Origin of the sequence: Streptomyces sp. NPDC051909 (assembly GCF_040681095.1) — a bacterium.
Taxonomy (GTDB): domain Bacteria; phylum Actinomycetota; class Actinomycetes; order Streptomycetales; family Streptomycetaceae; genus Streptomyces.
Genome location: NZ_JBFAYA010000042.1, coordinates 1 through 24,332 on the forward strand (window position 1 = coordinate 1; position 24,332 = coordinate 24,332).

The window sequence follows — 24,332 nt, forward strand, 5'->3', positions numbered from 1 at the left end:
CTGAAGTTCCGGACCATGCGGCCGGACGCGGAGGCCCGCCGGGCCGAACTGGCGCACGCCAACCACAACAGCGACGGCCTGCTGTTCAAGGTCCGTGACGATCCGCGGGTGACCCGGATCGGGGCCACCCTGCGCCGCTACTCGCTCGACGAACTGCCGCAGCTGTTCAACGTGTTGAGCGGTCGCATGTCGCTGATCGGTCCGCGGCCGCCGCTGCCCGAGGAGGTCGCGGGCTACACCCACGAGGTGCGCCGCCGGCTGCTCGTGAAGCCCGGACTCACCGGCCTGTGGCAGGTCAGCGGGCGCTCCGACCTGCCGTGGGAGGAGGCCGTCCGGCTCGACCTGGCGTACGTGGACAACTGGTCGCTCGGCCTGGACGCCGAGATCCTGCTGCGCACCGGCCCGGCCGTGGTCCGCGGCACCGGCGCCTACTGACCCCCGCGCGCCCCGCCGCACTCCCGCCGCCCCCGACCCGCCCCGAAAGACCTCTCCCGAAGTCCCGCCCACCCCGATCCGCCCACCCTGTCCCTGTATGGAGGGGAACACATTGAACGACGCCGACCGACCCGACGAGCGGCTGGGAGTCGCCGTCATAGGCGCCGGCTACTGGGGACCCAATCTGGTGCGCAACTTCCAGGCCAGCGACCGGTTCCGGCTGCGCTGGCTGTGCGACCTCGACGTCGCGCGCGCCGAGCGGGTCCTCGGCGGGTACTCCACGGTGCGGGCCACCGCCGACTACGCGACGGTGCTCGCCGACCCGGAGGTCGCCGCGGTCGCCGTCGCCACCCCGGCCGGCACCCATCTGGACGTGGCGCTCGCCGCACTGCGCGCCGGGAAGCACGTGCTGGTCGAGAAGCCGCTGGCCACCACCTACGCCGACGGGGCGCGCCTGGTCGCCGAGGCCGAGGAGCGCGGGCTGACCCTGATGTGCGACCACACCTACTGCTACACCCCGGCCGTGGCGAAGATCCGCGAGCTGGTGCACGAGGGCGCGCTGGGCGAGATCCACTACGTGGACTCGGTGCGGATCAACCTGGGTCTCGTGCAGAAGGACATCGACGTGCTGTGGGACCTGGCCCCGCACGACCTGTCGATCCTGGACTTCATCCTGCCCGAGCACGTGGAGCCGGTGGCGGTCGCCGCGCACGGCGCCGATCCGATCGGCGCGGGCCGGGACTGCATCACGTACCTCACGCTCCAGCTCAACACCGGGGCCATCGCGCATGTGCACGTGAACTGGCTGTCCCCCACCAAGGTGCGCACCACCATGGTCGGCGGGGCCAAGCGCACCCTGATCTGGGACGACCTGAACCCGGCGCAGCGGCTGGCGGTCTTCGACCGGGGCGTGGACCTGGCGACGCCGCAGGACCTGGGCGCGGACGAGCGCCGGGAGGCCCTGATCTCGTACCGCAGCGGTGACATGGTCGCGCCGGCGATCGGTGAGAAGGAGGCGCTGCGCAGCATGGTCGACGAGTTCGCGGCGGCGATCACCGAGGGCCGGGCGCCGGTCACCGACGGGCGGGCGGGCCTCAGGGTCCTGGACATTCTGGAGGCGGCCTCGCGGAGCCTGGAGTTCCGCGGTGCGGTCGTCGGCCTGCGGACCGGTGGCGACCGGTCGCTGCCGTCCCAGCAGAACGGGTCTGCGAAGACTGTGAACGAGGCAACGGGAGAACGGCGTTGAGCGACTTCGAGGGCAAGCGCATCCTGGTCACCGGCGGTGCCGGGACGATCGGCTCGCATGTGACGGACCTGCTCGTCGAGGGAGGTGCGCGCGAGGTGGTCGTGCTCGACAACTTCGTGCGCGGCCGGCGGGCCAATCTGGCCCGGGCGATGGCGAGCGGTCGGGTGGAGCTGGTCGAGGGCGACATCCGGGACGCGGCGACGGTGCGCCGGGTGACCGAGGGCGCCGATCTGGTGTACCACCTGGCGGCGATCCGGATCACCCAGTGCGCGGAGGAGCCGCGGCTCGCCAACGAGGTGATGGTGGACGGCACGTTCAACGTGCTCGAGGCCGCGGCGGCGGCCGGCGTGGGCAAGGTGATCGCCTCGTCCTCGGCCTCCGTCTACGGTCTGGCCGAGTCCTTCCCGACCACCGAGCGCCACCACCCGTACAACAACGACACCTTCTACGGGGCGGCCAAGGCCTTCAACGAGGGCATGCTGCGCAGCTTCCACGCGATGTACGGCCTGGACTACGTGGTGCTGCGCTACTTCAACGTGTACGGGCCGCGGATGGACATCCACGGCCTCTACACCGAGGTGCTGATCCGCTGGATGGAGCGGATCCAGGCGGGCGAGCCGCCGCTGATCCTCGGCGACGGCACCCAGACGATGGACTTCGTGGACGTCCGCGACATCGCGCGCGCCAACATCCTCGCCGCGCGGCCCGGGTTGACCGACGAGGTGTTCAACGTGGCCTCGGCGACGGAGACCTCGCTGCGGGAGCTCGCGGACGCGCTGCTCGACGTGATGGGCTCGGACCTGGAGCCGGTGCACGGCCCGGCGCGTGCGGTCAACGGCGTGACCCGGCGGCTCGCGGACACCACGCTGGCCGAGGAGCGGCTCGGCTTCAAGGCCGAGATCGACCTGCGGACGGGTCTGAAGGACCTGGTGGACTGGTGGCGGGCCGAGAAGGGCGCGACCGCCACGGACGCCGACCGGGCGGCCGCGCAGCCGGTGCGGATCCCGGTGATGGTGCCGTGGCTGGGCGACGAGGAGGCCGACGCGGCCGCCGCGGCGGTCCGCTCGGGCTGGGTCGCGCAGGGGCCGCGGGTCGCCGCCTTCGAGCAGGCCTTCGCCGAGCGGGTCGGCGCCGCGCACGGCGTGGCCGTCAGCTCCTGCACCACCGCCCTGCACCTGGCGCTCGTCGCCCTGGGCCTGGGCCCGGGCGACGAGGTGATCGTGCCGTCGCTGTCCTTCATCGCCACCGCCAACGCCGTACGGTACGTGGGCGCCGAGCCGGTCTTCGCCGACGTCGACCTGGCCAGCGGCAACCTCACGGCGGCGACCGTCGACGCGGTCCGCACCGCGCGCACCAAGGCGGTGCTCGTCGTCCACCAGGCCGGCGTGCCGGCCGACGTCACGGCGCTCCGGACGGCCTGTGAGGGCTGGGGGCTGCCCCTGATCGAGGACGCGGCCTGTGCGATCGGATCCACCGTCGACGGCGGGTCCGTCGGCCGCGGCGCGCTGCTCGCCGCCTGGTCCTTCCACCCGCGCAAGCTGCTCACCACCGGCGAGGGCGGCATGGTCACCACCGACGACGCGGAGTGGGCGGCGCGGCTGCGGCGGCTGCGCGAGCACGGGATGAACGTGTCGGCGGCCGACCGGCACGCGAGCGGCAAGCCCGTCCTGGAGAGCTATCTGGAGACCGGGTTCAACTACCGGATGACCGACATCCAGGCGGCGGTCGGTCTCGCCCAGCTGGAGAAGCTGGACGCGCTGGTCGCCCGGCGCCGCGAACTCGCCGCCCGCTACACCGAGTCGCTCGCCGATCTGCCGGGGCTTCGGCCGGTGCGGGACCCGGAGCACGGGACGGGCAACTTCCAGTCGTACTGGGTGCTGGTCGACACGGACTTCCCGGTCGGCCGCGACGAACTCCTCGCCCGGCTCGCGGAGTCGGGGATCTCGGCGCGGCGCGGCATCATGGCGAGCCACCTCGAACCGGCCTACGCCGGCCACCCGGCCGGGCCGCTTCCGGTCACCGAGCGGATCAGCCGCGACTCGCTGATCCTGCCGCTGTTCCACACCATGACCGAGGAGCAGCAGGACCGGGTGGTCACGGCGCTGCGGGAAGCGGCGGCGGGTCGGTGACCGCACGGCTCGTGATCATCGGGGCGGGCGGCTTCGCGCGGGAGACCGCGCAGGCCGCCCGCGCCGCCGGCCTGCCGCTCGCGGGCCATCTGGACGACGACCCCGCGCTGCACGGCTGTGTGGTCGACGGCGTGCCCGTGCTCGGCGGCACCGAGCGGATCCGCAAGCTGAAGGACGCCTCGTTCGTGGTGTGCGTGGGCAGCCCGCGCGACTACGCCTCGCGCGCCCGGATCGTCGCCCGCCTCGGCCTGCCCGAGGACCGCTACACCACGGTCGTGCACCCGACCGCCGCCGTCTCGGCGAGCTCGGTGCTCGGTCCGGGCACGGTGCTGCTCGCGCACACCGTCCTGACGGCCGCGGTGACGGTGGGACGGCACGTGGCGGTGATGCCGCAGACCGTGCTCACCCACGACGACGTGCTCGGCGACTTCGTCACCCTCGCCTCGGGCGTACGACTCGGAGGCGGCGTCCGGATCGGCCGCGGCGCCTATCTCGGCGCGGGCGCGCTGGTCCGCGAGGGCACGAGCGTCGGCCCCTGGTCGCTCGTCGGTATGGGCTCCGTGGTCCTCGCCGACGTACCGCCCGGCGAGGTGTGGGCTGGGTCGCCGGCCCGCCGGCTGCGCGCCGCCGGTCCCACCGCGCTCGACCGGCTCGCACACGACACCACCCACGGCACCACCGTCCAGGGGGACCGGCTGGTCCCGGCACGAGGAGCGAACGGCTGATGAACCAGATACCCCTGGTCGACCTGAAGGCGGCCCACGCGGAGGTCGAGGCGGAGATACGCGCCGGCTTCGACCGGGTGCTCGCCGGCACCGCGTTCATCGGCGGCGAGGAGGTCGCCGCCTTCGAGCGCGAGTACGCGGAGTTCGGCGGGATCGCGCAGGTGGTCGGCGTCGCCAACGGCACCGACGCGTTGGAGCTGGCGCTGCGGGCGAGCGGGGTCGGCGCGGGCGACGAGGTGGTCCTTCCCGCCAACACCTTCATCGCCACCGCCGGGGCCGTGGCCCGCACCGGCGCGCGCCCGGTCCTGGTCGACTGCGCCCCCGACACGTTCCTGATCGACACCGGAGCGGCGCTCGCCACGGTCGGCGCCGCCACCCGGGCCGTGGTGCCGGTGCATCTGTACGGGCAGTGCGCGGACGTCGCCGCACTCGCCGCCGCCCTGCCGGAGCGGGTGCGGATCGTGGAGGACGCGGCGCAGAGCCAGGGCGCGAGCCGCGCCGGACGCACCCCGGGCAGCGGCGGCATCGCCGCGACCAGCTTCTACCCGGGCAAGAACCTCGGCGCCTACGGCGACGCGGGCGCGGTGCTCACCGACGACCCGGAGGCCGCGGCCCTGGTGCGGGCGATCGCCAATCACGGCGGGGTGGCGAAGTACCGGCACGACGTGCCCGGGTTCAACAGCCGGCTCGACGGTCTGCAGGCCGTGGTGCTGCGGGCCAAGCTGCGCCGGCTCGCGGCCGGCGACGAGGCCCGGCGGGCGGCGGCCGCCCGCTACGACGAGCTGCTCGCCCCGCTCGCCGAGGCCGGACGGGTGGTCCTGCCGGTGACCGCCGAGGGCAACACCCATGTCTGGCACCTGTATGTGCTGCGGGTGCCGGGCTCCGACCGGGACGCGGTGGTGGGCAAGCTGAACGCGAGCGGCATCGGGGCGGGCGTGCACTATCCGCAGCCGGTGCACCTCACGCCCGCGTACCGCCATCTCGGCTACTCACGCGGGGACTTCCCGCACGCGGAACGGGCGGCCGACGAGATCCTCTCGCTGCCCCTCTTCCCGCAGATCACCCACGACCAGCAGCAGCGGGTCGTGGACGCGCTGGTGAATGCCCTGGACTGACGTCAGGGCGTGTCCGCCACTGCCGGGCCGGTCCGTCCCCGAGGACCAGCCCCAGGGGCCCGCTCCCCCACCGCCCGGCCGCAGGCCGGGACCTGCACTGCCCGTGAAAGGTACAGCGATGCAGAACCCATTCCGCCGGGCCAGAGGCGCCGTGTGCGCCCTGGCCGCGGCCCTGACGGCGATCTTCCTGCCGGCGAGCGGACAGGCGAGCGCCGTCGCCGACCCGTGCGGCACGGGCAGCAACCCGATCGTCTGCGAGAACTCCAAGCCGGGCACGCCGATGTCCGACTGGTTCGCCGGCAGCTCCTGGGGCGACATCGCCGGCTTCCCGGTGAAGGCGAGCCTGCAGGCCGGTGAGACGCTGCAGTTCAAGGTGCAGTCGCCGTCCGCGTTCCATGTGAAGATCTACCGGCTCGGCTGGTACGGCGGTGACGGAGCCCGCCTGGTGTCGACGCCTGCGCAGTCCGCGCAGACCTACCCGGCCACGTACACGACGAACCGTCCGAGCTGTCTGAAGGACGCCCCGACCGGCCTGATGGACTGCGGCAACTGGGCCGCCAACGCGAGCTGGACGGTGCCGGCCGACGCCGTGTCCGGACTGTACGTCGCCAACTTCGACCAGGCGGACGGCAACGGCCTCATGCCCTACCCGTTCGTGGTGCGCAACGACGCCAGCCACTCCCAGATCCTGGTGCAGACCTCCGACCAGACCTGGCAGGCGTACAACGACTGGGGCGGCACCAACCTCTACGACGGACAGGGCCCGGCGCCCGACGGGCGTGCGTACAAGGTCAGTTACAACCGCCCGATGGACATCGGCGGCGAGAACGGCATCTACGGCTCCGAATACGAGATGATCGCGTGGCTGGAGCGCAACGGCTACGACCTCAGCTACGTCGCCGGCCTGGACACCGCGACCAGGGGCGCCCAACTTCTCGGGAACCACGCGATGTTCATGTCCTCGGGACATGACGAGTACTGGACGCAGGAGCAGTTCACCAACGCGCTCAACGCCCGCAAGGCGGGCCAGCACCAGACGTACTTCGCGGGCAACGAGATCTTCTGGAAGACGCGTCTCGAACCGAGCATCGACGGCAGCAACACGCCCGACCGGACCCTGGTCTGCTACAAGGAGACCAAGCTCAAGTTCCCGGTGCCGAACGGCGTTCCGGACCCGAGCACGGTGTGGACCGGGACCTGGATGGACCCGGACAGCACCAAGGAGGGCGAGCCGTACCGGCCGATGAACATCCTCACCGGCTCGATGTTCCAGGTGAACGGCTCGCGCAACGACGCCATCACCGTCCCGGCCGCGTACGGCAAGATGCGGCTGTGGCGCAACACCTCGGTCGCCGGGCTCACCGGCGGACAGGTCGCGACCTTCCCGGCCGGCACCCTCGGCTACGAGTGGGACAGCGACGTGGAGAACGCCAGCCGGCCGGCCGGTGAGATCCGGCTCTCCTCGACCACCGTCGACATCGCCGACGGCAAGTACCTGATGGACTGGGGCAACACCTACGGCAACGGCACCGCCACCCACAGCCTGGTCGCCTTCCGCGACCAGACGTCCAACGCGCTGGTCTTCGGCACCGGCACCGTGCAGTGGTCCTGGGGCCTGACCAACGTGCCGACGGCCGACCCGGGCGGCGGCGTGGTCACCGAGGACAAGCGGATGCAGCAGGCCACCGTGAACATCCTCGCCGACATGGGCATCCAGCCGAAGACCCTCCAGTCCGGCCTGGTCGCGGCCACCGCCTCCACCGACACCACCGGCCCGGCGGTCACGGTCACCAGCCCCGCGCCGAACGCCTCCGTCCCCGCCCTGCGGCAGATCACCGTGACCGGCACCGCGGCCGACACCGGCGGCGGCGTCGTGGCCCGCGTCGAGGTCTCCACCGACGGCGGCACCACCTGGAAGGCGGCCCAGGGCACGGGCTCCTGGAGCTACAAGTGGACCCCGATCGCCCAGGGCCCGGTGCAGCTGAAGGTCCGCGCCGTGGACGACAGCGTCAACATCGGCGCCGTCACCACCGTGCCGCTGACCGTGTCGGAGCAGGAGTGCCCGTGCACGGTGTGGCCCGCCTCGGCCGCACCGGACATGGTCAACGGCGGCGACGGCAGCTCCGTCGAGCTGGGCGTGAAGGTCCGCAGCTCGGTGCCCGGCACCATCACCGGCGTCCGCTTCTACAAGTCGGCCGCCAACACCGGCACCCACAAGGGCAGCCTCTGGTCGTCCACCGGGCAGCTGCTCGCCACCGGCACCTTCAGCGGCGAGACCGCCTCGGGCTGGCAGGAGCTCAAGTTCGCCGACCCGGTGCCGGTGAAGGCCAACACCACCTATGTCGCCTCGTACTTCGCGCCGAACGGCGGATACTCCTACGACGCGGGCTACTTCACCGGCAAGGGCGCGGGCCTGGCGCCGCTGACCGCGCTGCAGTCCGGCACGGACGGCGGGAACGGCGTCTTCAAGTACGGCTCCACGAGCGGTTTCCCGTCGCAGCAGTCGGCGGGCAGCAACTACTGGGTGGACGCGATCCTGGAGACCGGCTCGGCCTCCACCGCGCCCCCGGTCGTCACCGCCCGCACCCCCGCGGCCGGCGCGACCGGGGTGGCGATCACCAGCCCGCTGTCGGCGACCTTCAACCAGAGCATCGACGCGAGCACCCTGGTGTTCACGGTGAAGGGCCCCGGCGGCACCGCCGTCCCCGGCAGCGCCGCCCTCGACGGAGACGGGAAGACCGCCGCCTTCACGCTCGGCAGCCAGCTCGCGCTCGGCACGACGTACACGGTGTCGGTGCAGGCCGCCGACCTGTGGGGCAACGCCATGCCCGACCCGGTGACCTGGACCTTCACCACCAGCGCCACCCCGCCGCCGGCGAACTGCCCCTGCACCCTGTGGACGCCGGACACCGTGCCCGCGAAGGCCGCGGAGACCGGTGACGGGAACTCCCTGGAACTGGGCACCCGCTTCCGGTCGGCGCTGAACGGCAAGGTCACGGGAGTCACCTTCTACAAGGGCGCGACCAACACCGGCACCCACACCGGCAGCCTGTGGACGGACGACGGCACCCTGCTCTCCACCGGCACCTTCACCGGCGAGACGGCCACCGGCTGGCAGACGATGACCTTCGGCACCCCGGTGGACATCACCGCGGACACCACCTACGTGGTGTCGTACCACGCGCCGAACGGCAACTACGCCTCCGATCCGCAGTACTTCACGGGCGCCCGTCTCAACTACCCGCTGTCCGCCCTCGCGGACGGCAGCGGCACCGCCAACGGCCTGTACAAGTACGGTGCTTCATCCGCCTTCCCGAACAGCTCCTACAACTCCACCAACTACTGGGTCGCTCCGGTCTTCACGACCGACTGACCCACAGACCGACCGACAAGACCGACGAGACCGACCGAAACCGGGGAACGCACCACATGAGCTCTGTCAGCGTCGTGATCCCCTGCTACAAGTACGGCCACTTCCTGGCCGACTGCGTACGCAGCGTGCTCGACGAACAGCCCGGCCTCGACGTGCGGGTGCTGATCATCGACGACGCGTCCCCCGACGACTCGGCGGAGGCGGCCAGGAAGCTGGCCGCCTCCGACCCGAGGATCGAGGTGCGGGTCCACGAGCGCAACAAGGGCCATATCGCCACCTACAACGAGGGCCTGCTCGAGTGGGCGGACGGCGACTACGTCGTGCTCCTGTCCGCCGACGACCGGCTGGTCCCCGGGGCGCTCGTGCGGGCCGTGGCCCTGCTCGACGCCCACCCGGAGGCCGGCTTCTGCTACGGCCGGCCGCTTCGGTTCCAGCACGGCGGGCCGCTCCCGGCGGCCCGCACGCACTCCACCGGCTCCGTGGTCTACCCCGGCCACTGGTGGCTTGAGCGGCGCTTCCGCGAGGGCACCGGCTGCATCACCTCGCCCGAGGTCGTGGTCCGCACCAGCCTCCAGCGGAAGGTCGGCGGCTACGACCCCGAGCTTCCGCACGCCGGCGACATCGAGATGTGGATGCGGCTCGCCTCGCACGCCGACGTGGGCTATGTCCGCGGGGCCGACCAGGCCTTCTACCGGGTGCACGGCAGCAACATGTCCACCACCGACTTCGGCGGCCAGCTCGACGACATCCGGCAGCGCCGCGCCGCGTTCACCGCCGTCCTCGACAAGTGCGCCGACCAGCTGCCGCAGGCCCGCCGGCTCGCCGGGCTCGTCGACACGCGCCTGGCCCGCCAGGCGCTGCGCCGGGCCTACCGGGCCTACGACCGGGGCCGCACCGACGTCGTCCCCGTCGAGGAGCTCGTGGCCTTCGCCCGCGAGTGCCGCCCGGACGCCGAGACGCTGCCCGAGTGGCGGGCCCTGCGGCTGCGCCGCCGGATCGGCGCCCGGACCATGCCGTACCTCCAGCCGCTGATCCTGTCCGCCGTGGCCGAGCGGGCCCGCGAGTGGCTGTGGTGGCGGTCCTGGAAGCGCCGCGGCATCTGATCTCCCCACCCCGTACACCGAGGAAAGGCAGCAACGTGAACTACCGGGTCCAGCCCACCGCGCAGGTCGACGAGAAGGCCGTCGTCGGTGCCGGCAGCAGCGTGTGGGAGCTCGCCCAGATCCGCGAGGACGCCCGCCTGGGCGAGAACTGCGTGATCGGCCGGGGCGCCTACGTCGGCCCCGGCGTGACCCTCGGCGACAACTGCAAGCTGCAGAACTACGCCCTGGTCTACGAGCCCGCGGTGCTCGGCGACGGCGTCTTCGTCGGACCGTCCGCGGTGCTCACCAACGACCACAACCCGCGCGCCGTGGATCCGGAGGGGAGGCTCAAGCGGGGCGGCGACTGGGAGCCGGTCGCGGTGGTGATCGGCGACGGCGCGGCCGTCGGCGCCCGCTCCGTGTGCGTCGCGCCGGTGACCGTCGGACGCTGGGCGCTGGTCGCCGCCGGCTCGGTGGTGACCGCCGACGTGCCCGACTTCGCCCTGGTCATGGGGGTCCCGGCCCGGCAGGCCGGCTGGGTCGGGAAGGCGGGCGTGCGCCTGACCGCCCGCCCGGACGCGCCGGGCCTGTGGGAGTGCCCGGAGACCGGCGCGCTGTACGAGGAGCGGGACGGGCGGCTCACGGAGCACGGTGCCGGGCGTTAGCCCCCGGCCCGGCCTCCCGGCGGCGCCTGCGGCCGGCCGCGTACCGCTCGGTCCACAGCGCGCACACCACCCCGGCGAGGGTGCCGAGCGCGCCCGTCCCGGCGAAGGCGCGGGTGCGGTTGGGCGGCAGGGCGACGGTGCCGGGGCGGTTGACCAGGTCGACGGTGAGCAGGGTGCCGGCCGGCACCTTCTGCTCGGCCTGCAGGGCCTTCAGATGCCGCTCGTAGACGCCGATGACCACCTGCACCACATGGTCGGCCTCCTCGGGCGCGGACTGCTCCGCCTCGACCTGCAGGGTGGGGATCGAGTAGTACGGGATGGCGCTGGTGCCGCTGTTGCGGGGGGTGAGCCGGTAGCTGCCGTGCGCCCCGGCGGCCTTCAGCTCCGCCCGCCCGGCGGGCGACTGGAGCCGCTGCACGACCGCGTAGGACACCATCGCGAGCGAGGGCTGGAGGTTGGTCAGCTGGTTGGGCTGGTTGTCGGTGCGCGGCGGCTTCACCACGAGCACCGCGGAGCTCTGGTAGCGCGGCGCGGGCCGCAGCGCCGGGTAGCAGGCGGCGGCCGTGACGAGCGCGGCGAGCAGCAGCACGTACCAGCGCCGCAGCAGCACGCGGGCCAGTGCCTCGGGAGTCAGCACGTCTCTGTCCATCACCACCGATACTGGCAGCACCGAGGGGAACCGGGGGAGGGTTCGTGAGCATCGCCGAGATCTTCCGTGTGCTGGGCCGGCGTTGGTACGTGACGGTGCCGATGACGCTGCTCGGTCTGCTCGCGGGCGGCTACCTCTACACGACGGTCCCCGTGACGTACGAGTCGCAGAGCCAGCTCGCGCTGCTCAACTCCAGCCGGGTGGCCCGGCCGGCGCCGAGCTACGGCAACACCCTGGCCTACGCGAGCGGTTCGCTGATCGGTACCGCCGACGTGCTCATCCGGGCGCTGCAATCGGCGGAGACCGTGCAGGAGTTGCGCGGGCACGGGATCACCGACGAGTACACGGTGGAGTTCGCCGCCCAGGCGGAGGGGCCGCTGCTCACCCTGACGGTCAAGGGCGACGACCGGGACCGGGTGCTCGCCGAGACCCGGCGGCTCACCGACTACGCGGCCGAGCAGCTGCAGCAGCTCCAGGAGCAGGCTCGGGTGCCGGACGGCTACTTCGTGGAGTCGGCGCGGATCGTGCCGGCGCAGAAACCGGTGTCGCAGCCCAAGTCCCGCTACCAGAAGGTCGCCGCGGTCGTCGTGTTCGGCGTGGCGGGGGGCTTCGTGCTCGCCTTCGTGGTGGAGACCTGCTCGGCGGCCCGGCGGCGCTCCCGGGGGCTCGCCGGCTTCCATGACGCTCCCCCGGTGCCGCGGCCCGGTGCCGGGCGGCTGCGGGTGCTGCTGACCCGGCCGCTGGACGCGACGGCGGTGCTCACCGGTTATCTGGGGCTCGCGCTGTTCCTGCCGTCCAATCTGGCGCTGCCGGCCCTCGGCGGCGCCGGCACCCCGGCGAACGTGTTCGCGCTGCTCGGCCTCTTCTGGTTCCTGGCGACCTGGTGCATGGGGCGGATCTCGGCCGCGCCGGGCACCCGTCCGATGCGCGTGGTGATGCTGGTGCTCTCCGTCACCGTGCTGCTCTCGTACATCACGAACCAGGACCGGATCAGCACCCAGAAGGAGATCCTGGCGGCCGACCGCGGCCTGATCGTGCTCCTGGTGTGGGTGTCGCTGGTGGTCCTGACGACGGCCGGGATCCAGGACCGGTCACGCCTCGACGTGCTGCTGCGACGGCTGGTGGTCATGGGGTCGGTGGTGGCGGCGCTCGGTCTGTACGACTTCTTCACCGGCACCAACATCGCCGACGTGCTGCGTATCCCCGGCCTCAGCTCCAGCACGGCGAGCGTGAGCGTGATGGACCGCGGCTCCTTCACCCGGCCGCGTTCGCTCACCGCGCATCCGCTGGAGTTCAGCGGCATGCTGGCGATCCTGCTGCCGTTCGCGATCTGGCACGCCTTCGACCCGGCGCGCGAGCACCTGGGCCGGTTCAAGCGCTGGGCGCCGGTGGTGCTGCTGGGCGGCGGGCTGCCGCTCACGGTGTCCCGCACCTCGATCATCGGCGTCGCGGTGGTGGTGCTGATCATGGTGCCGCGCTGGAAGCCGCAGCGGCGCTGGACGGCGATCGGGATCCTGCTGGGGTCGGTCGCACTGTTCAAGGTCCTGGTGCCGGGCCTGATCGGGACTATCACCGGGCTCTTCTCGGGCAGCCTCAACAACGCGGACAGCAGCACCCAGGCCCGCACCATCAAGTACCCGAAGATCTACGAGTACTTCGTGCAGGACCCGGTGTTCGGCCGGGGCTTCGGCACGTTCACTCCGGAGCGCTACTTCTTCACCGACAACCAGTACCTGCTGACCGTGGCGGAGCTGGGCGCCCTGGGCGTCGCCTGTCTGCTGCTCCTGGGCCTGTCCGGGGTGCACAACGGCGGCTCGCTGCGGCGCCTCGCGCGCACCGAGTCGGACCGGGAGCTGGGGCAGGCCTTCTTCGCCTCGGCGGTGGTCGCCCTGGTGATCAGCGCGACCTTCGACACGCTGAGCTTCCCGATGTTCGCGGGTGTGTTCTTCCTGCTGCTCGGCGCGGGCGGCAGCTGTCTCGGCTTCGTGCGACGTGAGGCGGACGAACGGCCCGCGCCCTCCGCGGCACCCGTGCCGCCCGCACCCACTCCGGCGCCCGCACCCTCCGCCCGTACCCCTGATTCCCCTCGTCTCGTGGAGATCTGATGCAGCGTCACACCGGCGACCAGGCCGGCCCCGTCGCCGTCCTCGTCGTCACCTGGAACAGCGCGGCCGTCCTGCCCGGCTTCCTCGACTCCCTGGCCGCCGGGATGAAGGGCCTGGACTGGCGGCTCGTGGTCGCCGACAACGCCTCCTCCGACGACACCGTCGGCGTGGTCCGCGCCCTGGCCCCGGACGCCACCGTCGTGCGGACCGGCCGCAACGGCGGCTACGCCTTCGGCGTCAACGCGGCCCTGCGCGCCGCGGACGGCTGGGAGGACGGCTACCGCGCGGTGCTGATCTGCAACCCGGACATCCGGATGGCCGAGGGCTGCGCGGCCACCCTCGTCGAGGCCCTGGGCACCCCGCTGCCGGACGGCTCCCGGGTCGGGGTCTCGGTGCCGCTCCTGTACGAGGAGGACGGCGCCCTGATCCACTCGCTGCGCCGTGAGTCCAGCCTGGGCCGCGCCCTGGGTGAGGCCGTGCTCGGCAACCGGCGGGCCGGGCGCTTCCCGCGGCTCAGCGAGCTGGTCACCGCACCGGCCGCCTACCGGGCCAGGACCACGGCCGACTGGGCCACCGGGGCCCTGATGGCGCTGTCCCGGGAGTGCGTGACGGCCTGCGGGCCGTGGGACGAGTCCTTCTTCCTCTACTCCGAGGAGACCGAGTACTGCCTGCGCGCCCGGGACCGCGGGCTGGTCACCCGGCTGGAGCCGGAGGCCCTCGCGACCCATCTCGGCGGGGACTCCCGGGTGTCGCCGCGCCTGTGGTCGCTGCTCTGTGTCAACCGGGTGCGGCTCTACCGGCGGCGTCACGGCGCGGCGGCGACGACCGCGTTCCGGGGCGCGGTGCTGCTGCGCGAGCTGTCCCGGGCGGCGCTCGGCCGGCCGCCCGCGCGGGCCGCCGTGGGTGCCCTGCTCGGGGCCCCTCAGTCCTTCGCGCCGCCGTCCGCCCACGAGGTGTAGAAGCTGCCCGGGTTCACCAGATAGCGCACGGTGGGCCGGGGCAGGTGGACCACCCGGTGCCCGCGCGCGTACCGCCGGATCAGCTCCCAGTCCTCGCGCGGCAGCACCTCGGGGGTGCGGCGGAGCCGGCTGAAGCGGAGGGCCGGGGTGCGGCGGGCCACGAAGGCGTTGGTGTCGAGGAAGGCCCGGTGGGCGGCATGGCGCCGGTCGAAGGGCACGGACAGGACGTCCATGTCGGTGCCGTCCGGGCGGACCCGGCGCAGCGCCGTGTAGACGCCGTCGGGGCCGCCCGGCTCCTCCAGGGCGGCGAGGGCCTCCTCCAAGTGCTCGGGCTCCCACAGGTTGTCGTCGTCGAGGAAGGCGACGTACGCGGAGGAGGTCAGCCGGATCCCGACGTTGCGCACCACGCCCGCCACGCCCGTGTTGCGGGCCAGCGAGACCGCGAAGAGGCGCGGGTCGTCGGGGAGTTCGGACGGCAGTCCGGCGCCGTCGTCGACGACGATGACGACCTGGTCGCGCACGGTCTGGCCGAGCGCCGAGGCCACCGCCCGGCGCAGCGCGTCGGGGCGCCGGTGGGTGGCGATCACGGTGGCGACCCTGGCCGCCGGCCGGTGCCCGAGCCGCCGGGCGAGGCGCGCGGTCTCGGCGTCCTCCACCCGCCGGAGCCGGCGGGCGGTGGGCGCGAGGAGCACCTTGTTGCGCAGCTCGTACAGGACGAGCCAGCCGAAGCGCCGCTTGATCAGTTCCCAGGGGGCGCGCAGGAGGCGGCGCATCAGGCCCGGACGCGGACGGCGGTGAGGGACTTGGTGAGGCCCGCGACCCGCTCGCTGAGGATCGTGGAGCGGGGGAAGAGGTGGCGCATCTCGGTGCGGGTGAGGAGTTCGATGTTGATGACGGCGTCCATGGCCTCCTCGGGGTTGCCGGGGCGGCTGTGGGTGAGCGGCCAGTGCCGGATCAGCCTGACCTGGGCGGCGAGCGGCAGGAACTGGAAGCCGGGGGCGAGGAAGTGCGGTTCGACCGGGAAGTAGCGGTAGGGGGTCTGCACCCAGTGCAGCGGGGCGAGCTTCTCGATGGCGGTGACGAAGCGGCGGCGCTGGCTCGGGCCGCCGACGTGCTCGATGGTCGAGTTGGAGACCACGAGGTCGAAGGTGCCGAGCCGGTCCGGGATCTCCGGCGCGGTCACGTCGGCGACCTCCGCGCTGATCCAGTCCGGCAGTTCGGCGGGGTGCGCCTCCAGGTTCACCAGGTGCACGTGCTTCGGGCGGAGCGGTGAGCGCAGCCAGTTGTCGGCCGTGCCTCCGAGGTCGACGACGCGCATCTCCGCGATGCCCGGGAAGCAGGACCGGAAGCGCTCCCAGCGGGCCGCGCGGAAGCGTTCGCCGAGCGAGTCGGGCGCGTCGACGAATCGGTTGCGGAGGGCACGGACGCCGGGCATCGCATCAACCACCTGGGGTTCGGGAAGGCGGGGTGGGGTCGTGGCCCACCGTAGTGCCCGATGAGGTGATTTATCAGGTCGATGCCCGGAACGTGACCTCGCACTTTCCGAACGGCGGGGCGGTGGCGGTCAGTTCGGCGCAGGCGGGTTCACGGGGGTGCCGTCCGCCATCCGGTTGCCCCGCCAGACGTTGCCCTTCCCGGTGGGGTTCCAGTAGGAGACGGCGCCGTACTTGCCGCCCGCCGGGTAGTACTGCGGCGAGAAGACGTTGTCGGTGACCTCGATGCCCGAGGAGTCCTTGCCGCCCGCGTAGAGCGTATAGGCGCCGCCCGCCAGCCAGTTGTCGCGGACCACGGTGTTGGTGACCGGGGCGCTGTCGGCGAACAGGCCGACGGCGGCGGAGGCGCCCTTCTCGACCGGCGTCGGGTTGAGCAGCGTGTTGTGACGGATGGTCAGCCTGCCCTTGCCCCCGCCGTTGCTGATGACGGCGTTGGTGTGCTGCCACTCGCCGTCCAGGTTCTTGAAGGGGACGATGTCGTGCACGTAGTTGTCGTGGATCTCGCCCTGGCCCATGGAGAGGGCGTCGCCGAAGACCGAGATGTCGCAGTACCCGATCTCGATCGAGCTGGTGGACATGTTGGAGACCGCGTAGTCGGAGCCGCCGTTGTTCAGGCCCTTGCCGGGCACGGCGGTGATCGTGGTGTGCAGGATCTTCAGGCCGGAGAAGCCGGGGCGCAGGTTGATGCCCCACCAGTTGGTGGAGGTGATCCGGCTGTCGATGACGGTGACGTTGTCGGCGTAGATGTCGAGGGAGCCGGTGATGTCCCAGCCCCGGATGACGGTGCCGTCGGTGCGGATGGCCGCGTTGCCGGTGCTCTGCGGGGTGAGCGTGGCGGTACGGGGGCCGGTGGTGGTCTCGTCCGGGTAGCCGCAGTCGCGGGGACGGGCGCAGCCCTTCGGCGCGGCCGGCTTGCCGTCGTCGGTCTTCCCGGAGGGGCCGCCGCCGGCGCCGGGGGCGGTGATGGCGCGCGAGTCGCACAGCGCCGCGCCGCCCAGGCAGAGCGCCTGCTGTCCGAGCCCGGTGAAGGTGAACAGGGCGAACAGCAGGACGGCGGCGAGCAGCGCCGCGCCGAGGGCCTTGCGGCGACGGGGTCGGGCCAGGGAACTCACCTCATCGTTCACGGGCCGGCTCGGCCGGCCGCTTCTGTGCCGGTACGGAAGGCGCGGCGCCCGTGTCCTCCGGCCGCCCGGCCCGGTTCCGGCCGAGCCGGGCGCGTGCGCCGCGCACCAGTGTGCGGGCGGGCAGCGCGCACACCGCGTAACACACCAGACCGATGACACTGGTGGCGCACACGGCGAGCGCCCCCTCCCCCAGCCGCTGCCGCAGCACGACCAGGACCAGGGCCATCACGAGGCCGCCGAGCACCGGCCGTACGCACACCCGGACGAGCGCCCGGACGGCGACGCCGCCGCGCCGCAGGGCGAGCAGAAAGACGGGCAGGACGACGACGCCCGCGACGACCACATGGCCGGCCGCGACCGTCTGGATGCCGCCGGCGCGGGCCGCGAGGACCAGCACGGGCGCCAGGGTGACCAGCCACAGGCCCTGGATGAGCAGCAGGGCGCGGCGCCGGCCGATCGCGACCAGACAGTCGTACGTGAGCTCGGCGGCGATCCTGGCCAGGCCGAGGGCCATCAGCCAGGGCAGCGCCTCGGCGGCGGGCCGCCACTTCGCCCCGTACACCAGCTCGACCAGGGGTCCGGCGAGCGCGCCGAGCAGGACGCAGGCGGGCACGGTGGCGGTCATCAGCGCGCCGAGGGCGCGGGCGAAGCCGTCGGAGAGCGCCTTCGGGGAGTCGGCGAGCCGGGAGAAGCCGGCGAAGGACACACGGCGCGCGGTCTCGGAGATGACGCGCACCGGCCAGCCCGCCATGTTGAAGGCGAGCATGTAGAAGCCGAGGGCGACATGGCCGAGGACCGCGCCGACGATCATCGCGTCCGCGTTGACCACGGCGAGCGAGAGCAGGCTGGCGCCGGCGAGCGGCAGGCCGAAGCGGAGCAGTGCCCGGGCCTGCTCGGGGTCCCAGCCGAAGCGGAGCATGCCGGGGGCGGCGAGCGCGCAGCCGGCCAGGGCGACCACGTTGCCGGCGACGGCGCCGCAGGCGAAGCTCATGGCGCCCCAGCCCTGGAGGGCGAGGACCAGGGTGACGGTGGTGCTGACGACGAAGTTGAGGGCGTCGACCACCATACGGCGGCCCTGCCGGAACTCGCGGGTCAGGACACCCGCGGGCACCTGGGCCAGGCCGTCGAGGATCAGACAGAGGCACATCACCCGCAGGACGGCGGTGGCCTCGGGCGCGCCGAGGAGTGCGGCCACGCCGGGGGCGGCGGCGAACAGCGACAGGTAGAGCAGGGAGCTGGAGAGGGCGCCCAGGGTGAGCACGGTGGGCGCGAAGCGCCGCACGTCACCCTCCCAGCGCACGACGGTCAGGGTGACGCCGAGCTCGTTGGCGGCGAGCAGCACCATGAGGACGGTCTGGGCGACGCCGTACACGCCCCAGGCGGCGGGGTCGAGGACGTAGCGCACCAGGACGATGCCGGTGGCGAAGTTGCCGAGCCGCATCACCACGGTGTTGATCAGGCTCCAGCGGGTCGCGGAGCGGACCTTGGTGCCGAGGCCGTCGGGTCCTGCCGTGGCGGTGGGGGCGGCGGAGTCGTTCGCCATGGGTGCTGGGTGTCCCGTCACTTGGCCCAGGAGGGGGGTCGTTTGGCGGGGCGGGGCTCGGAGACGGGCAGGACGGGCAACTGCACGGTGGGCTGGTCGAGCTGCTGCGGCGGGGCGGCCTTCTCCCCGTCCTCGACGGCATCCGCGTCCGGGCCGGCTTCCGCCGCTTCCGCAGGTGGCTCGGCGGCGGCCCGGGCGCGGTCCTTGGCGCGGCGTCGCGCCTCGGCGAAGAAGGTGGCCACCAGGCTGAGCACGAGACCGAGGCCGGCCGCCATGACCAGATACTGGACCTTGGACTTCAGCTGGGGCTCGGGGTCCTGCGGCGGGACGATCGTGGTGATCCGGATCATCGCGTCCGGCGAGACCGACTGGTCCGCCTGGAGGTCCTTGAGCCGCTGCGCGGTGAACGCCATCAGGGTCTTGTTCCCGGCCAGGACCGCGTCCCGGTCCCGGCCGGTCACGGTGAGCCAGAGCAGCGGTCCCTGCGCGTTGTCCGCGATCTTGGCCTCGTACTTCTCGCGCATCCCCTTCGCCTTCAACTCGGCGACCGAGGCGTCGGAGTTGATGTTGCGGGCGAGGCTGTCGGCCATGCCGGTGAGCGAGGGCTCCATGCTGAGGAAGGGGTTGCCGTCGGCCTCCGCGCCCTTGCGGGAGTTGAGCATCGCGACGGTGCTCTGCGACTCGTACGAGACGGGCACGAGCAGCCACGCGCCGACCGTGAGACCGGCGGTGAGCAGCAGCCCGGGCACCAGGACGTACCACCGCCGGCACATGACCCGGAAGATCTCTGCGAGGTCCATGGCATTCCCCCTTGCGCGCCCCCGTTCGGCGGCGGCTGCTCAACTGCCGTACCGCAGATGAGAATAGGTGGGATCGCGATCGAACGTGAGCTCTTCGCGATCACCACGTGCGGCGGTTCAGCGGCCGTCGGTGGGCCTCGGGCGGGTGGCGGCGGTGCCGCCGTCGAGGAGCACCCGGGCGATCCGCTCCCCGGCCCGGCCGTCCCACAGGGCGGGGCGGCGGGGCGGCGGCGGGTCGTCGAGGAGCTTCAGGGCGGTGGCGAGGATCCGGTCCGGGTCGCGGCCGGCGAGCACGTTGGTGCCCTGCTCGACGGTGATCGGGCGCTCGGTGTTGTCCCGCAGGGTGACACAGGGCACGCCGAGCGCGGTGGTCTCCTCCTGGACGCCGCCGGAGTCGGTGAGCACGATCCGGGCGCCGGCCTGGAGGGCGATGAAGTCCAGGTAGCCGGCGGGCGGGACGAGCCGGATGCCGCCGGGTGCCCCGATCGCGTCGATCCGCTCCGCGGCCCGGGGGTGCACGGGCAGCACCAGCGGGCAGTGCGCGGCGACCTCGCCGAGGCCCTTGAGCAGGCCGGCGAGGACCTCCGGGTCGTCGACGTTGGCGGGCCGGTGCAGGGTGACCAGACCGTACGAGCCGGGGGTGAGGCCGAGCCCGGCGAGGGTGTCCGAGGCCCTGGCCCGGTCGAGGTTGGCGAAGAGGGTGTCGATCATGACGTTGCCCACCACGTGGATCTGGTCCTCGTGGTAGCCCTCGGCGCGCAGGTTGTCGGCGGCGTCCTCGGACGGGGCGAGCAGGTAGTCGCTGACCCGGTCGGTGGCGAGCCGGTTGACCTCCTCGGGCATCGACCAGTCACGGCTGCGCAGGCCGGCCTCGACATGGGCGAGCAGCGGCCCGGCCTTGGCGGTGACGAGGGCGCAGGCGAGGGTGGAGTTGACGTCGCCGACCACGACCACCAGGTCCGGGGCGAGTTCGTCGACGAGCGGTTCGAAGGCGGTCATGACCCGGCCGGTCTGGGCCGCGTGGCTGCCGGAGCCGACGCCGAGGAAGCGGTCGGGCGGGCGCAGGCCCAGGTCGCGGAAGAACACGTCGTTCATGGCCGGGTCGTAGTGCTGGCCGGTGTGGACGAGGAAGGTCTCGGCGCCGTGCGCCTCCAGGGCGTCCAGCACCGGTTTGATCTTCATGTAGTTGGGTCGCGCGCCGGCGACGCAGATGATCCGCATGGGGGCTGGCATGGGGGTCAGAGCACCTCGATCCGGGGACCGCTCAGCCGGCGCCGGCAGTCGAGTACGTAGTCGGCGTGGGCCTCGACGAGTGCGTAGTCGAAGGCGTCGTGGTCGGTGATGAGCACCACCGCGTCGGCGGCGGCGAGCTCGGCCTCGGTGAGCTCGACCCGGACCAGGCGGTTGTCGACCCGCTGGCCCTCCACCACGTGCGGGTCGGCGGCGCGGACCTCGGCGCCCATGTCCAGGAGGAGTTGGGAGATGCGCAGCGCGGGCGACTCGCGGGCGTCGCCGGTGTTCTTCTTGTAGGCGAGGCCGAGGAGCAGGATGCGGGAGCCGTTGACGGACCGCTTGCGGGCGTTGAAGGCGTTGACCAGGCGCCGGGTGACGTAGTCGGGCATGTGGTTGTTGATGTCGTTGGCGAGTTCGACGAAGCGGAAGCTCTGCCCGAGCTCGCGCTGCACCCGCCAGGACAGATAGGAGGGGTCGATCGGCAGGCAGTGGCCGCCGACGCCGGGCCCGGGGGTGAAGCGCATGAAGCCGAAGGGCTTGCTGGAGGCGGCGTCGATGGCCTGCCACACGTCGATGTCGAGGTGGCGGGCGAACATCGCTATCTCGTTGACGAGGGCGATGTTGACGTGCCGGAAGGTGTTCTCCAGGAGTTTGGCGAGCTCGGCCTCCTTGGGCGAGCCGACCGGCACGGTGGTCTCCACCAGGGCGTCGTAGAACTCCTGGACGGCCTTGAGGGAGGCGGCGTCCACTCCGGAGACGATCTTCGGGGTCTGCTCGAAGCCCCAGACCGGGTTGCCGGGGTCGATCCGCTCGGGGCTGTAGCCGAGGTGGAAGTCGGCGCCGGCGACGAGCCCGGAGCCCTCTTCGAGGAGCGGCCCGAAGAGCTCCTGGGTGGTCCCGGGGTAGGTCGTCGACTCCAGGACGACGGTGGCGCCGGGGCGCAGATAGCGGGCGAGGGTGCGGGCCGACTCCTCGATGTAGCGCAGGTCCGGGGTGCCCTCGTGCAGCGGGGTGGGCACGGTGACGACGGCGACGTCGAAGCCGCCGAGGTCCCGTACGGAGTCGCTGGCCCGGTAGGTCCCGGCCTCCAGGGCGGCGCGGATCCGCTCGGCGGAGACGTCCTCGACGTACGACTCCCCGGCGGCGAGGCTCTTCACCCGCTCGGTGTCCACGTCGTAGCCGATGACCTCGTGCCCGGTCTCGGCGGCGCGGACGGCGAGCGGCAGTCCGACGTATCCCTGGCCCACGACGACGACGCGGCGCATCACGATTCCCCCCTGCTTGCGGTGCTGATCGACGGTGAGGCGGTACGGCGGAGCAGCAGCTCGCGTCCGGTCATCAGGGCGAAGGCGACATTGGTGGTGAGGTAGCGGCGGCCGAGGCGGCGAGGCTCCTGGAGCGTGCGGTAGAGCCATTCGAGGCCGAGCCGCTGCCAGCGCTCGGGGGCGCGGCGGGTGACCCCGGCGAGCACGTCGAAGGAGCCGCCGACGCCGTGCACGAGCGCGACCTTGCTGCGTTCGCCGTAACCGGCGGTGAAGATCTCCTTCTTGGGGGAGGTCATGCCGAGGAACAGCAGGTCGGCGCCGCCGGCGGCGATGGCGTCGGCGACGGCGGGCTGTTCGGCGTCGTCGAAGTAGCCGTTGCGGCTGCCCGCGACCCGCAGACGGGGGTGGCGGACGGCGATCCGGCGCAGCATCTCGTCCAGGACCGGCTGCCTGGCGCCGAGGAAGTAGACGGACAGGCCCTCGCGTTCGGCCTCGGCGAGCAGCCGGGTGAACAGGTCGATGCCGGCGACGCGTTCGGGCAGCGGACGGCGGAGCAGCCGGCTCGCCCAGACCACGGCCTGGCCGTCGGCGAGGACGAGGTCGCAGCCGGTGACGGCCCGGGCGAGGGCGGGGTCGCGGCGCATGTTGACCAGCTTGGCGGCGTTGACGACGCCGATCTCCAGCCGCTCGCCGGCCCGGACGGCGTCGAGGCAGCGGGCGACGGTCTGGTCCATGGTGAGGGCGTCGAGGGCGACGCCGAAGAGGTTCTGACGTGGGGTCATCTCGCCTCGCCCCCGGGGAGCGAGCCGAGCCACGCGAAGAGCATCCAGCCGAACTCGTACGGGCGGCACTCGCGGTCCACGGATGCGGGCTTGAACACGGCGTCGAGCGCCCCGAGCCGCAGGCCCGGCACCAGGCGGGTGCTCAGGCCGCGGGCGGCGCGCACGGCCTTCTTCGGGTCGCCGCGGTAGACCTTGCGCCAGGTCACCCCGAGCTCGTCGAGGATCATCGGCTCGGTGGCGCCGGCGCGGGCGAGCTCGGGCACCTCGGTCATCCAGCGCAGGCCGCGCCGGACCGGCTCGCCGAAGTCGGTGCCGCCGGCCTCGGCGAGGTCGAACAGCGCGGTGGGGGCCATGGCGTGCTGGTGCACGCTGTAGACGGGGTAGCCCTCGACGACGGTGCCGCGGCGGGCGTCGTAGTGCCACCACCACTGGCCGCCCTCGCCCTGGAGGGCGCAGATCCGGGTGGCGCAGGCGTCGGCGGCGGCCAGCGCCTGCGGGTCGTCGCCGCTGGCGTGGGCGCGGGCGAGGGCCTGCAGGGGGTACGTCTGGTCGGCGAAGCAGCCGATGTGCGCGCGGTACCAGGGGTTCAGGCCGGGCCCGGTGGCGTGCGGGAAGAGCGGGCTGCGGCCGATCCGGGCGCGCAGCAGCCGGTCGCGGGCGGCGGCGAGGCGCTGCTCGACGTCGAGGGCGGGCCGGGCGGCGGCGAGCGCCGAGAGCACCCAGGCGGCCTCCACGGTGTACTGGGGCCGGCCGGGCGGGTCGAGGACCGTGACCCGGTCGAGGGCGTCGGACAGCTTGGGGTGTCCGGTCTCGGCGGCGGCCCAGGCGACCAGCGCGGCGTCGCCGAGGTTGCGCACCCCGGGCAGCCGCTCGACGAGCAGTCCGGTGAACTCCTCGGCGGTGTGGCCGCCGAGCACCGCGCGCTGTCGGTCGGCGGGCAGGAAGCGCGCGCCGAGGGCGGTGATCGCCGCGTAGCGGATGCTGGTGCCGCGCTGCTCCAGGGCGAAGGAGCCGTCGCCGGCGGGGTGTCCGGCGCGGGTGAAGACGAATCCGCCGCCGTCAGGCAGGAGCATCCGCGGAAGCCCGCGTTCCGCGACGGCGAGCAGCCGGTCGGCGAGTCCGTGGAGCGTCGTGTCGGCTCGGGAGAGCTCCGTCATCCGTGAACTGCGTGGAATGTCGGGTGTGTTGGCAGGACGATCTGACACACCCACCCCCCTCGGGTCGGTCCGGTCCAGAGCGGCTGGTCCGGGTCGGCGTGTGAACGACCCGGTGTGGGCGGGCCGTTGTGGTGCGGCGCTGAGCGATGAGAGCGGCAGGGATGTGGTGAGGGAGACGGTTTCTCACATGCGGGAACGCGTCACGGCGTGCCGAGAGGGTCTCCTCCAACCCCCGGGCGGCACCGCGTCCACGCGCCCACTCGGTCACCCGGTGGATCCCCATCCACCGGACGTGCCGAAGCGTCCCCCTCGCTCACACCCCCTGGGCACAGCGCGCCTGCCGTGCTCAACTCGCAGCGTACAACGGGAAGATAGGCGCACAACACGGTGACGATGAGGCCTTTCGCGGAATTGGTGGCAAGCAGCCGCGAAGCCGCACCGATCCTGCCGTT

The 24,332-nt window shown here is 72.8% G+C and carries 20 protein-coding genes; 10 read left to right on the forward strand and 10 right to left on the reverse strand.

The genetic code is table 11. From position 1 onward, the window contains the following. The 8 genes from AB0M18_RS34545 to AB0M18_RS34580 all read left to right on the forward strand — a co-directional run. Positions 1-435, forward strand: a 435-nt coding sequence (locus AB0M18_RS34545; RefSeq protein ID WP_365765094.1) for a sugar transferase, incomplete at its 5' end; no start/stop codon positions are given. A 112-nt stretch (positions 436-547) separates the two neighbouring features. Further along, positions 548-1,681, forward strand: a complete 1,134-nt coding sequence (locus tag AB0M18_RS34550) for a Gfo/Idh/MocA family oxidoreductase (RefSeq protein ID WP_365765096.1) — start codon at positions 548-550, stop codon at positions 1,679-1,681. Further along, a complete protein-coding gene (locus AB0M18_RS34555) occupies positions 1,678-3,810 on the forward strand; it encodes an aminotransferase class I/II-fold pyridoxal phosphate-dependent enzyme (RefSeq protein WP_365765098.1) in 2,133 nt (710 codons plus the stop codon). Before AB0M18_RS34550 ends, AB0M18_RS34555 begins: the two co-directional genes overlap by 4 nt. Beyond that, positions 3,807-4,535, forward strand: coding sequence for an acetyltransferase (locus tag AB0M18_RS34560; RefSeq protein ID WP_365765100.1), 729 nt, complete (start codon positions 3,807-3,809; stop codon positions 4,533-4,535). The genes AB0M18_RS34555 and AB0M18_RS34560 overlap by 4 nt, the downstream gene beginning before the upstream one ends. Then, on the forward strand, positions 4,535-5,650 hold the full coding sequence (locus AB0M18_RS34565) for a DegT/DnrJ/EryC1/StrS family aminotransferase (RefSeq protein ID WP_365765102.1): 1,116 nt from the start codon (positions 4,535-4,537) through the stop codon (positions 5,648-5,650). The genes AB0M18_RS34560 and AB0M18_RS34565 overlap by 1 nt, the downstream gene beginning before the upstream one ends. A gap of 118 nt (positions 5,651-5,768) precedes the next feature. Further along, a complete protein-coding gene (locus AB0M18_RS34570) occupies positions 5,769-9,023 on the forward strand; it encodes a DUF4082 domain-containing protein (protein WP_365765104.1) in 3,255 nt (1,084 codons plus the stop codon). Between the two features lie 56 nt (positions 9,024-9,079). Continuing rightward, positions 9,080-10,126 carry a glycosyltransferase gene (locus tag AB0M18_RS34575; RefSeq protein WP_365765106.1) on the forward strand — a complete coding sequence of 349 codons (1,047 nt, stop codon included), beginning with the start codon at positions 9,080-9,082 and terminating at the stop codon, positions 10,124-10,126. Positions 10,127-10,161: 35 nt separating this feature from the next. Continuing rightward, positions 10,162-10,770, forward strand: a complete 609-nt coding sequence (locus AB0M18_RS34580; RefSeq protein ID WP_365765108.1) for an acyltransferase — start codon at positions 10,162-10,164, stop codon at positions 10,768-10,770. On the opposite strand, the gene AB0M18_RS34585 is transcribed toward AB0M18_RS34580, so the two are convergent. Continuing rightward, positions 10,745-11,419, reverse strand: a complete 675-nt coding sequence (locus AB0M18_RS34585) for a hypothetical protein (RefSeq protein ID WP_365765110.1) — start codon at positions 11,417-11,419, stop codon at positions 10,745-10,747. The two genes, AB0M18_RS34580 and AB0M18_RS34585, sit on opposite strands and share 26 nt — an antisense overlap. 44 nt (positions 11,420-11,463) lie before the next feature. On the opposite strand from AB0M18_RS34585, the gene AB0M18_RS34590 reads away from it, so the two are divergent. Both AB0M18_RS34590 and AB0M18_RS34595 read left to right on the forward strand, forming a co-directional pair. Then, positions 11,464-13,524, forward strand: coding sequence for an O-antigen ligase family protein (locus AB0M18_RS34590; RefSeq protein ID WP_365765112.1), 2,061 nt, complete (start codon positions 11,464-11,466; stop codon positions 13,522-13,524). Next, positions 13,524-14,483, forward strand: coding sequence for a glycosyltransferase family 2 protein (locus AB0M18_RS34595; protein ID WP_365765114.1), 960 nt, complete (start codon positions 13,524-13,526; stop codon positions 14,481-14,483). The genes AB0M18_RS34590 and AB0M18_RS34595 overlap by 1 nt, the downstream gene beginning before the upstream one ends. Here AB0M18_RS34595 and AB0M18_RS34600 read toward each other — a convergent pair. The 9 genes from AB0M18_RS34600 to AB0M18_RS34640 form a co-directional block, all read right to left on the reverse strand. Next, positions 14,447-15,256: a glycosyltransferase family A protein gene (locus tag AB0M18_RS34600; protein ID WP_365765116.1), complete on the reverse strand. Its 810-nt coding sequence runs from the start codon at positions 15,254-15,256 to the stop codon at positions 14,447-14,449. The genes AB0M18_RS34595 and AB0M18_RS34600 overlap by 37 nt on opposite strands. Continuing rightward, positions 15,256-15,918 carry a class I SAM-dependent methyltransferase gene (locus AB0M18_RS34605; protein WP_365765118.1) on the reverse strand — a complete coding sequence of 221 codons (663 nt, stop codon included), beginning with the start codon at positions 15,916-15,918 and terminating at the stop codon, positions 15,256-15,258. The genes AB0M18_RS34600 and AB0M18_RS34605 overlap by 1 nt, the downstream gene beginning before the upstream one ends. Positions 15,919-16,047: 129 nt before the next feature. Next, complete coding sequence (locus tag AB0M18_RS34610) at positions 16,048-17,100, reverse strand: hypothetical protein (protein WP_365765120.1); 1,053 nt, start codon at positions 17,098-17,100, stop codon at positions 16,048-16,050. After that, complete coding sequence (locus AB0M18_RS34615; RefSeq protein WP_365765122.1) at positions 17,090-18,643, reverse strand: oligosaccharide flippase family protein; 1,554 nt, start codon at positions 18,641-18,643, stop codon at positions 17,090-17,092. Before AB0M18_RS34615 ends, AB0M18_RS34610 begins: the two co-directional genes overlap by 11 nt. A 17-nt stretch (positions 18,644-18,660) precedes the next feature. Beyond that, positions 18,661-19,443 carry a chain length determinant protein gene (locus AB0M18_RS34620; RefSeq protein WP_365765124.1) on the reverse strand — a complete coding sequence of 261 codons (783 nt, stop codon included), beginning with the start codon at positions 19,441-19,443 and terminating at the stop codon, positions 18,661-18,663. A gap of 117 nt (positions 19,444-19,560) precedes the next feature. After that, positions 19,561-20,676, reverse strand: coding sequence for a UDP-N-acetylglucosamine 2-epimerase (non-hydrolyzing) (gene wecB, locus AB0M18_RS34625; RefSeq protein ID WP_365765126.1), 1,116 nt, complete (start codon positions 20,674-20,676; stop codon positions 19,561-19,563). A gap of 5 nt (positions 20,677-20,681) precedes the next feature. Then, on the reverse strand, positions 20,682-21,941 hold the full coding sequence (locus tag AB0M18_RS34630; protein WP_365765128.1) for a nucleotide sugar dehydrogenase: 1,260 nt from the start codon (positions 21,939-21,941) through the stop codon (positions 20,682-20,684). Continuing rightward, the gene (locus AB0M18_RS34635) at positions 21,941-22,723 is read right to left on the reverse strand and encodes a WecB/TagA/CpsF family glycosyltransferase (RefSeq protein WP_365765130.1); all 783 of its coding nucleotides are present in this window, start codon (positions 22,721-22,723) and stop codon (positions 21,941-21,943) included. The genes AB0M18_RS34630 and AB0M18_RS34635 overlap by 1 nt, the downstream gene beginning before the upstream one ends. Further along, a complete protein-coding gene (locus AB0M18_RS34640; protein WP_365765132.1) occupies positions 22,720-23,880 on the reverse strand; it encodes a hypothetical protein in 1,161 nt (386 codons plus the stop codon). Before AB0M18_RS34640 ends, AB0M18_RS34635 begins: the two co-directional genes overlap by 4 nt. Positions 23,881-24,332 lie beyond the last annotated feature (452 nt).

Coding starts and splice junctions, on each gene's coding strand:
- AB0M18_RS34600 (WP_365765116.1), bottom strand. CDS start 15,256: ATGCGCCGCCTCCTGCGCGCCCCCTGGGAACTGATCAAGCGGCGCTTC.
- AB0M18_RS34585 (WP_365765110.1), bottom strand. CDS start 11,419: ATGGACAGAGACGTGCTGACTCCCGAGGCACTGGCCCGCGTGCTGCTG.
- AB0M18_RS34635 (WP_365765130.1), bottom strand. CDS start 22,723: ATGACCCCACGTCAGAACCTCTTCGGCGTCGCCCTCGACGCCCTCACC.
- AB0M18_RS34595 (WP_365765114.1), top strand. CDS start 13,524: ATGCAGCGTCACACCGGCGACCAGGCCGGCCCCGTCGCCGTCCTCGTC.
- AB0M18_RS34615 (WP_365765122.1), bottom strand. CDS start 18,643: ATGGCGAACGACTCCGCCGCCCCCACCGCCACGGCAGGACCCGACGGC.
- AB0M18_RS34575 (WP_365765106.1), top strand. CDS start 9,080: ATGAGCTCTGTCAGCGTCGTGATCCCCTGCTACAAGTACGGCCACTTC.
- AB0M18_RS34570 (WP_365765104.1), top strand. CDS start 5,769: ATGCAGAACCCATTCCGCCGGGCCAGAGGCGCCGTGTGCGCCCTGGCC.
- AB0M18_RS34620 (WP_365765124.1), bottom strand. CDS start 19,443: ATGGACCTCGCAGAGATCTTCCGGGTCATGTGCCGGCGGTGGTACGTC.
- AB0M18_RS34605 (WP_365765118.1), bottom strand. CDS start 15,918: ATGCCCGGCGTCCGTGCCCTCCGCAACCGATTCGTCGACGCGCCCGAC.
- AB0M18_RS34640 (WP_365765132.1), bottom strand. CDS start 23,880: ATGACGGAGCTCTCCCGAGCCGACACGACGCTCCACGGACTCGCCGAC.
- wecB (WP_365765126.1), bottom strand. CDS start 20,676: ATGCCAGCCCCCATGCGGATCATCTGCGTCGCCGGCGCGCGACCCAAC.
- AB0M18_RS34630 (WP_365765128.1), bottom strand. CDS start 21,941: ATGCGCCGCGTCGTCGTCGTGGGCCAGGGATACGTCGGACTGCCGCTC.
- AB0M18_RS34565 (WP_365765102.1), top strand. CDS start 4,535: ATGAACCAGATACCCCTGGTCGACCTGAAGGCGGCCCACGCGGAGGTC.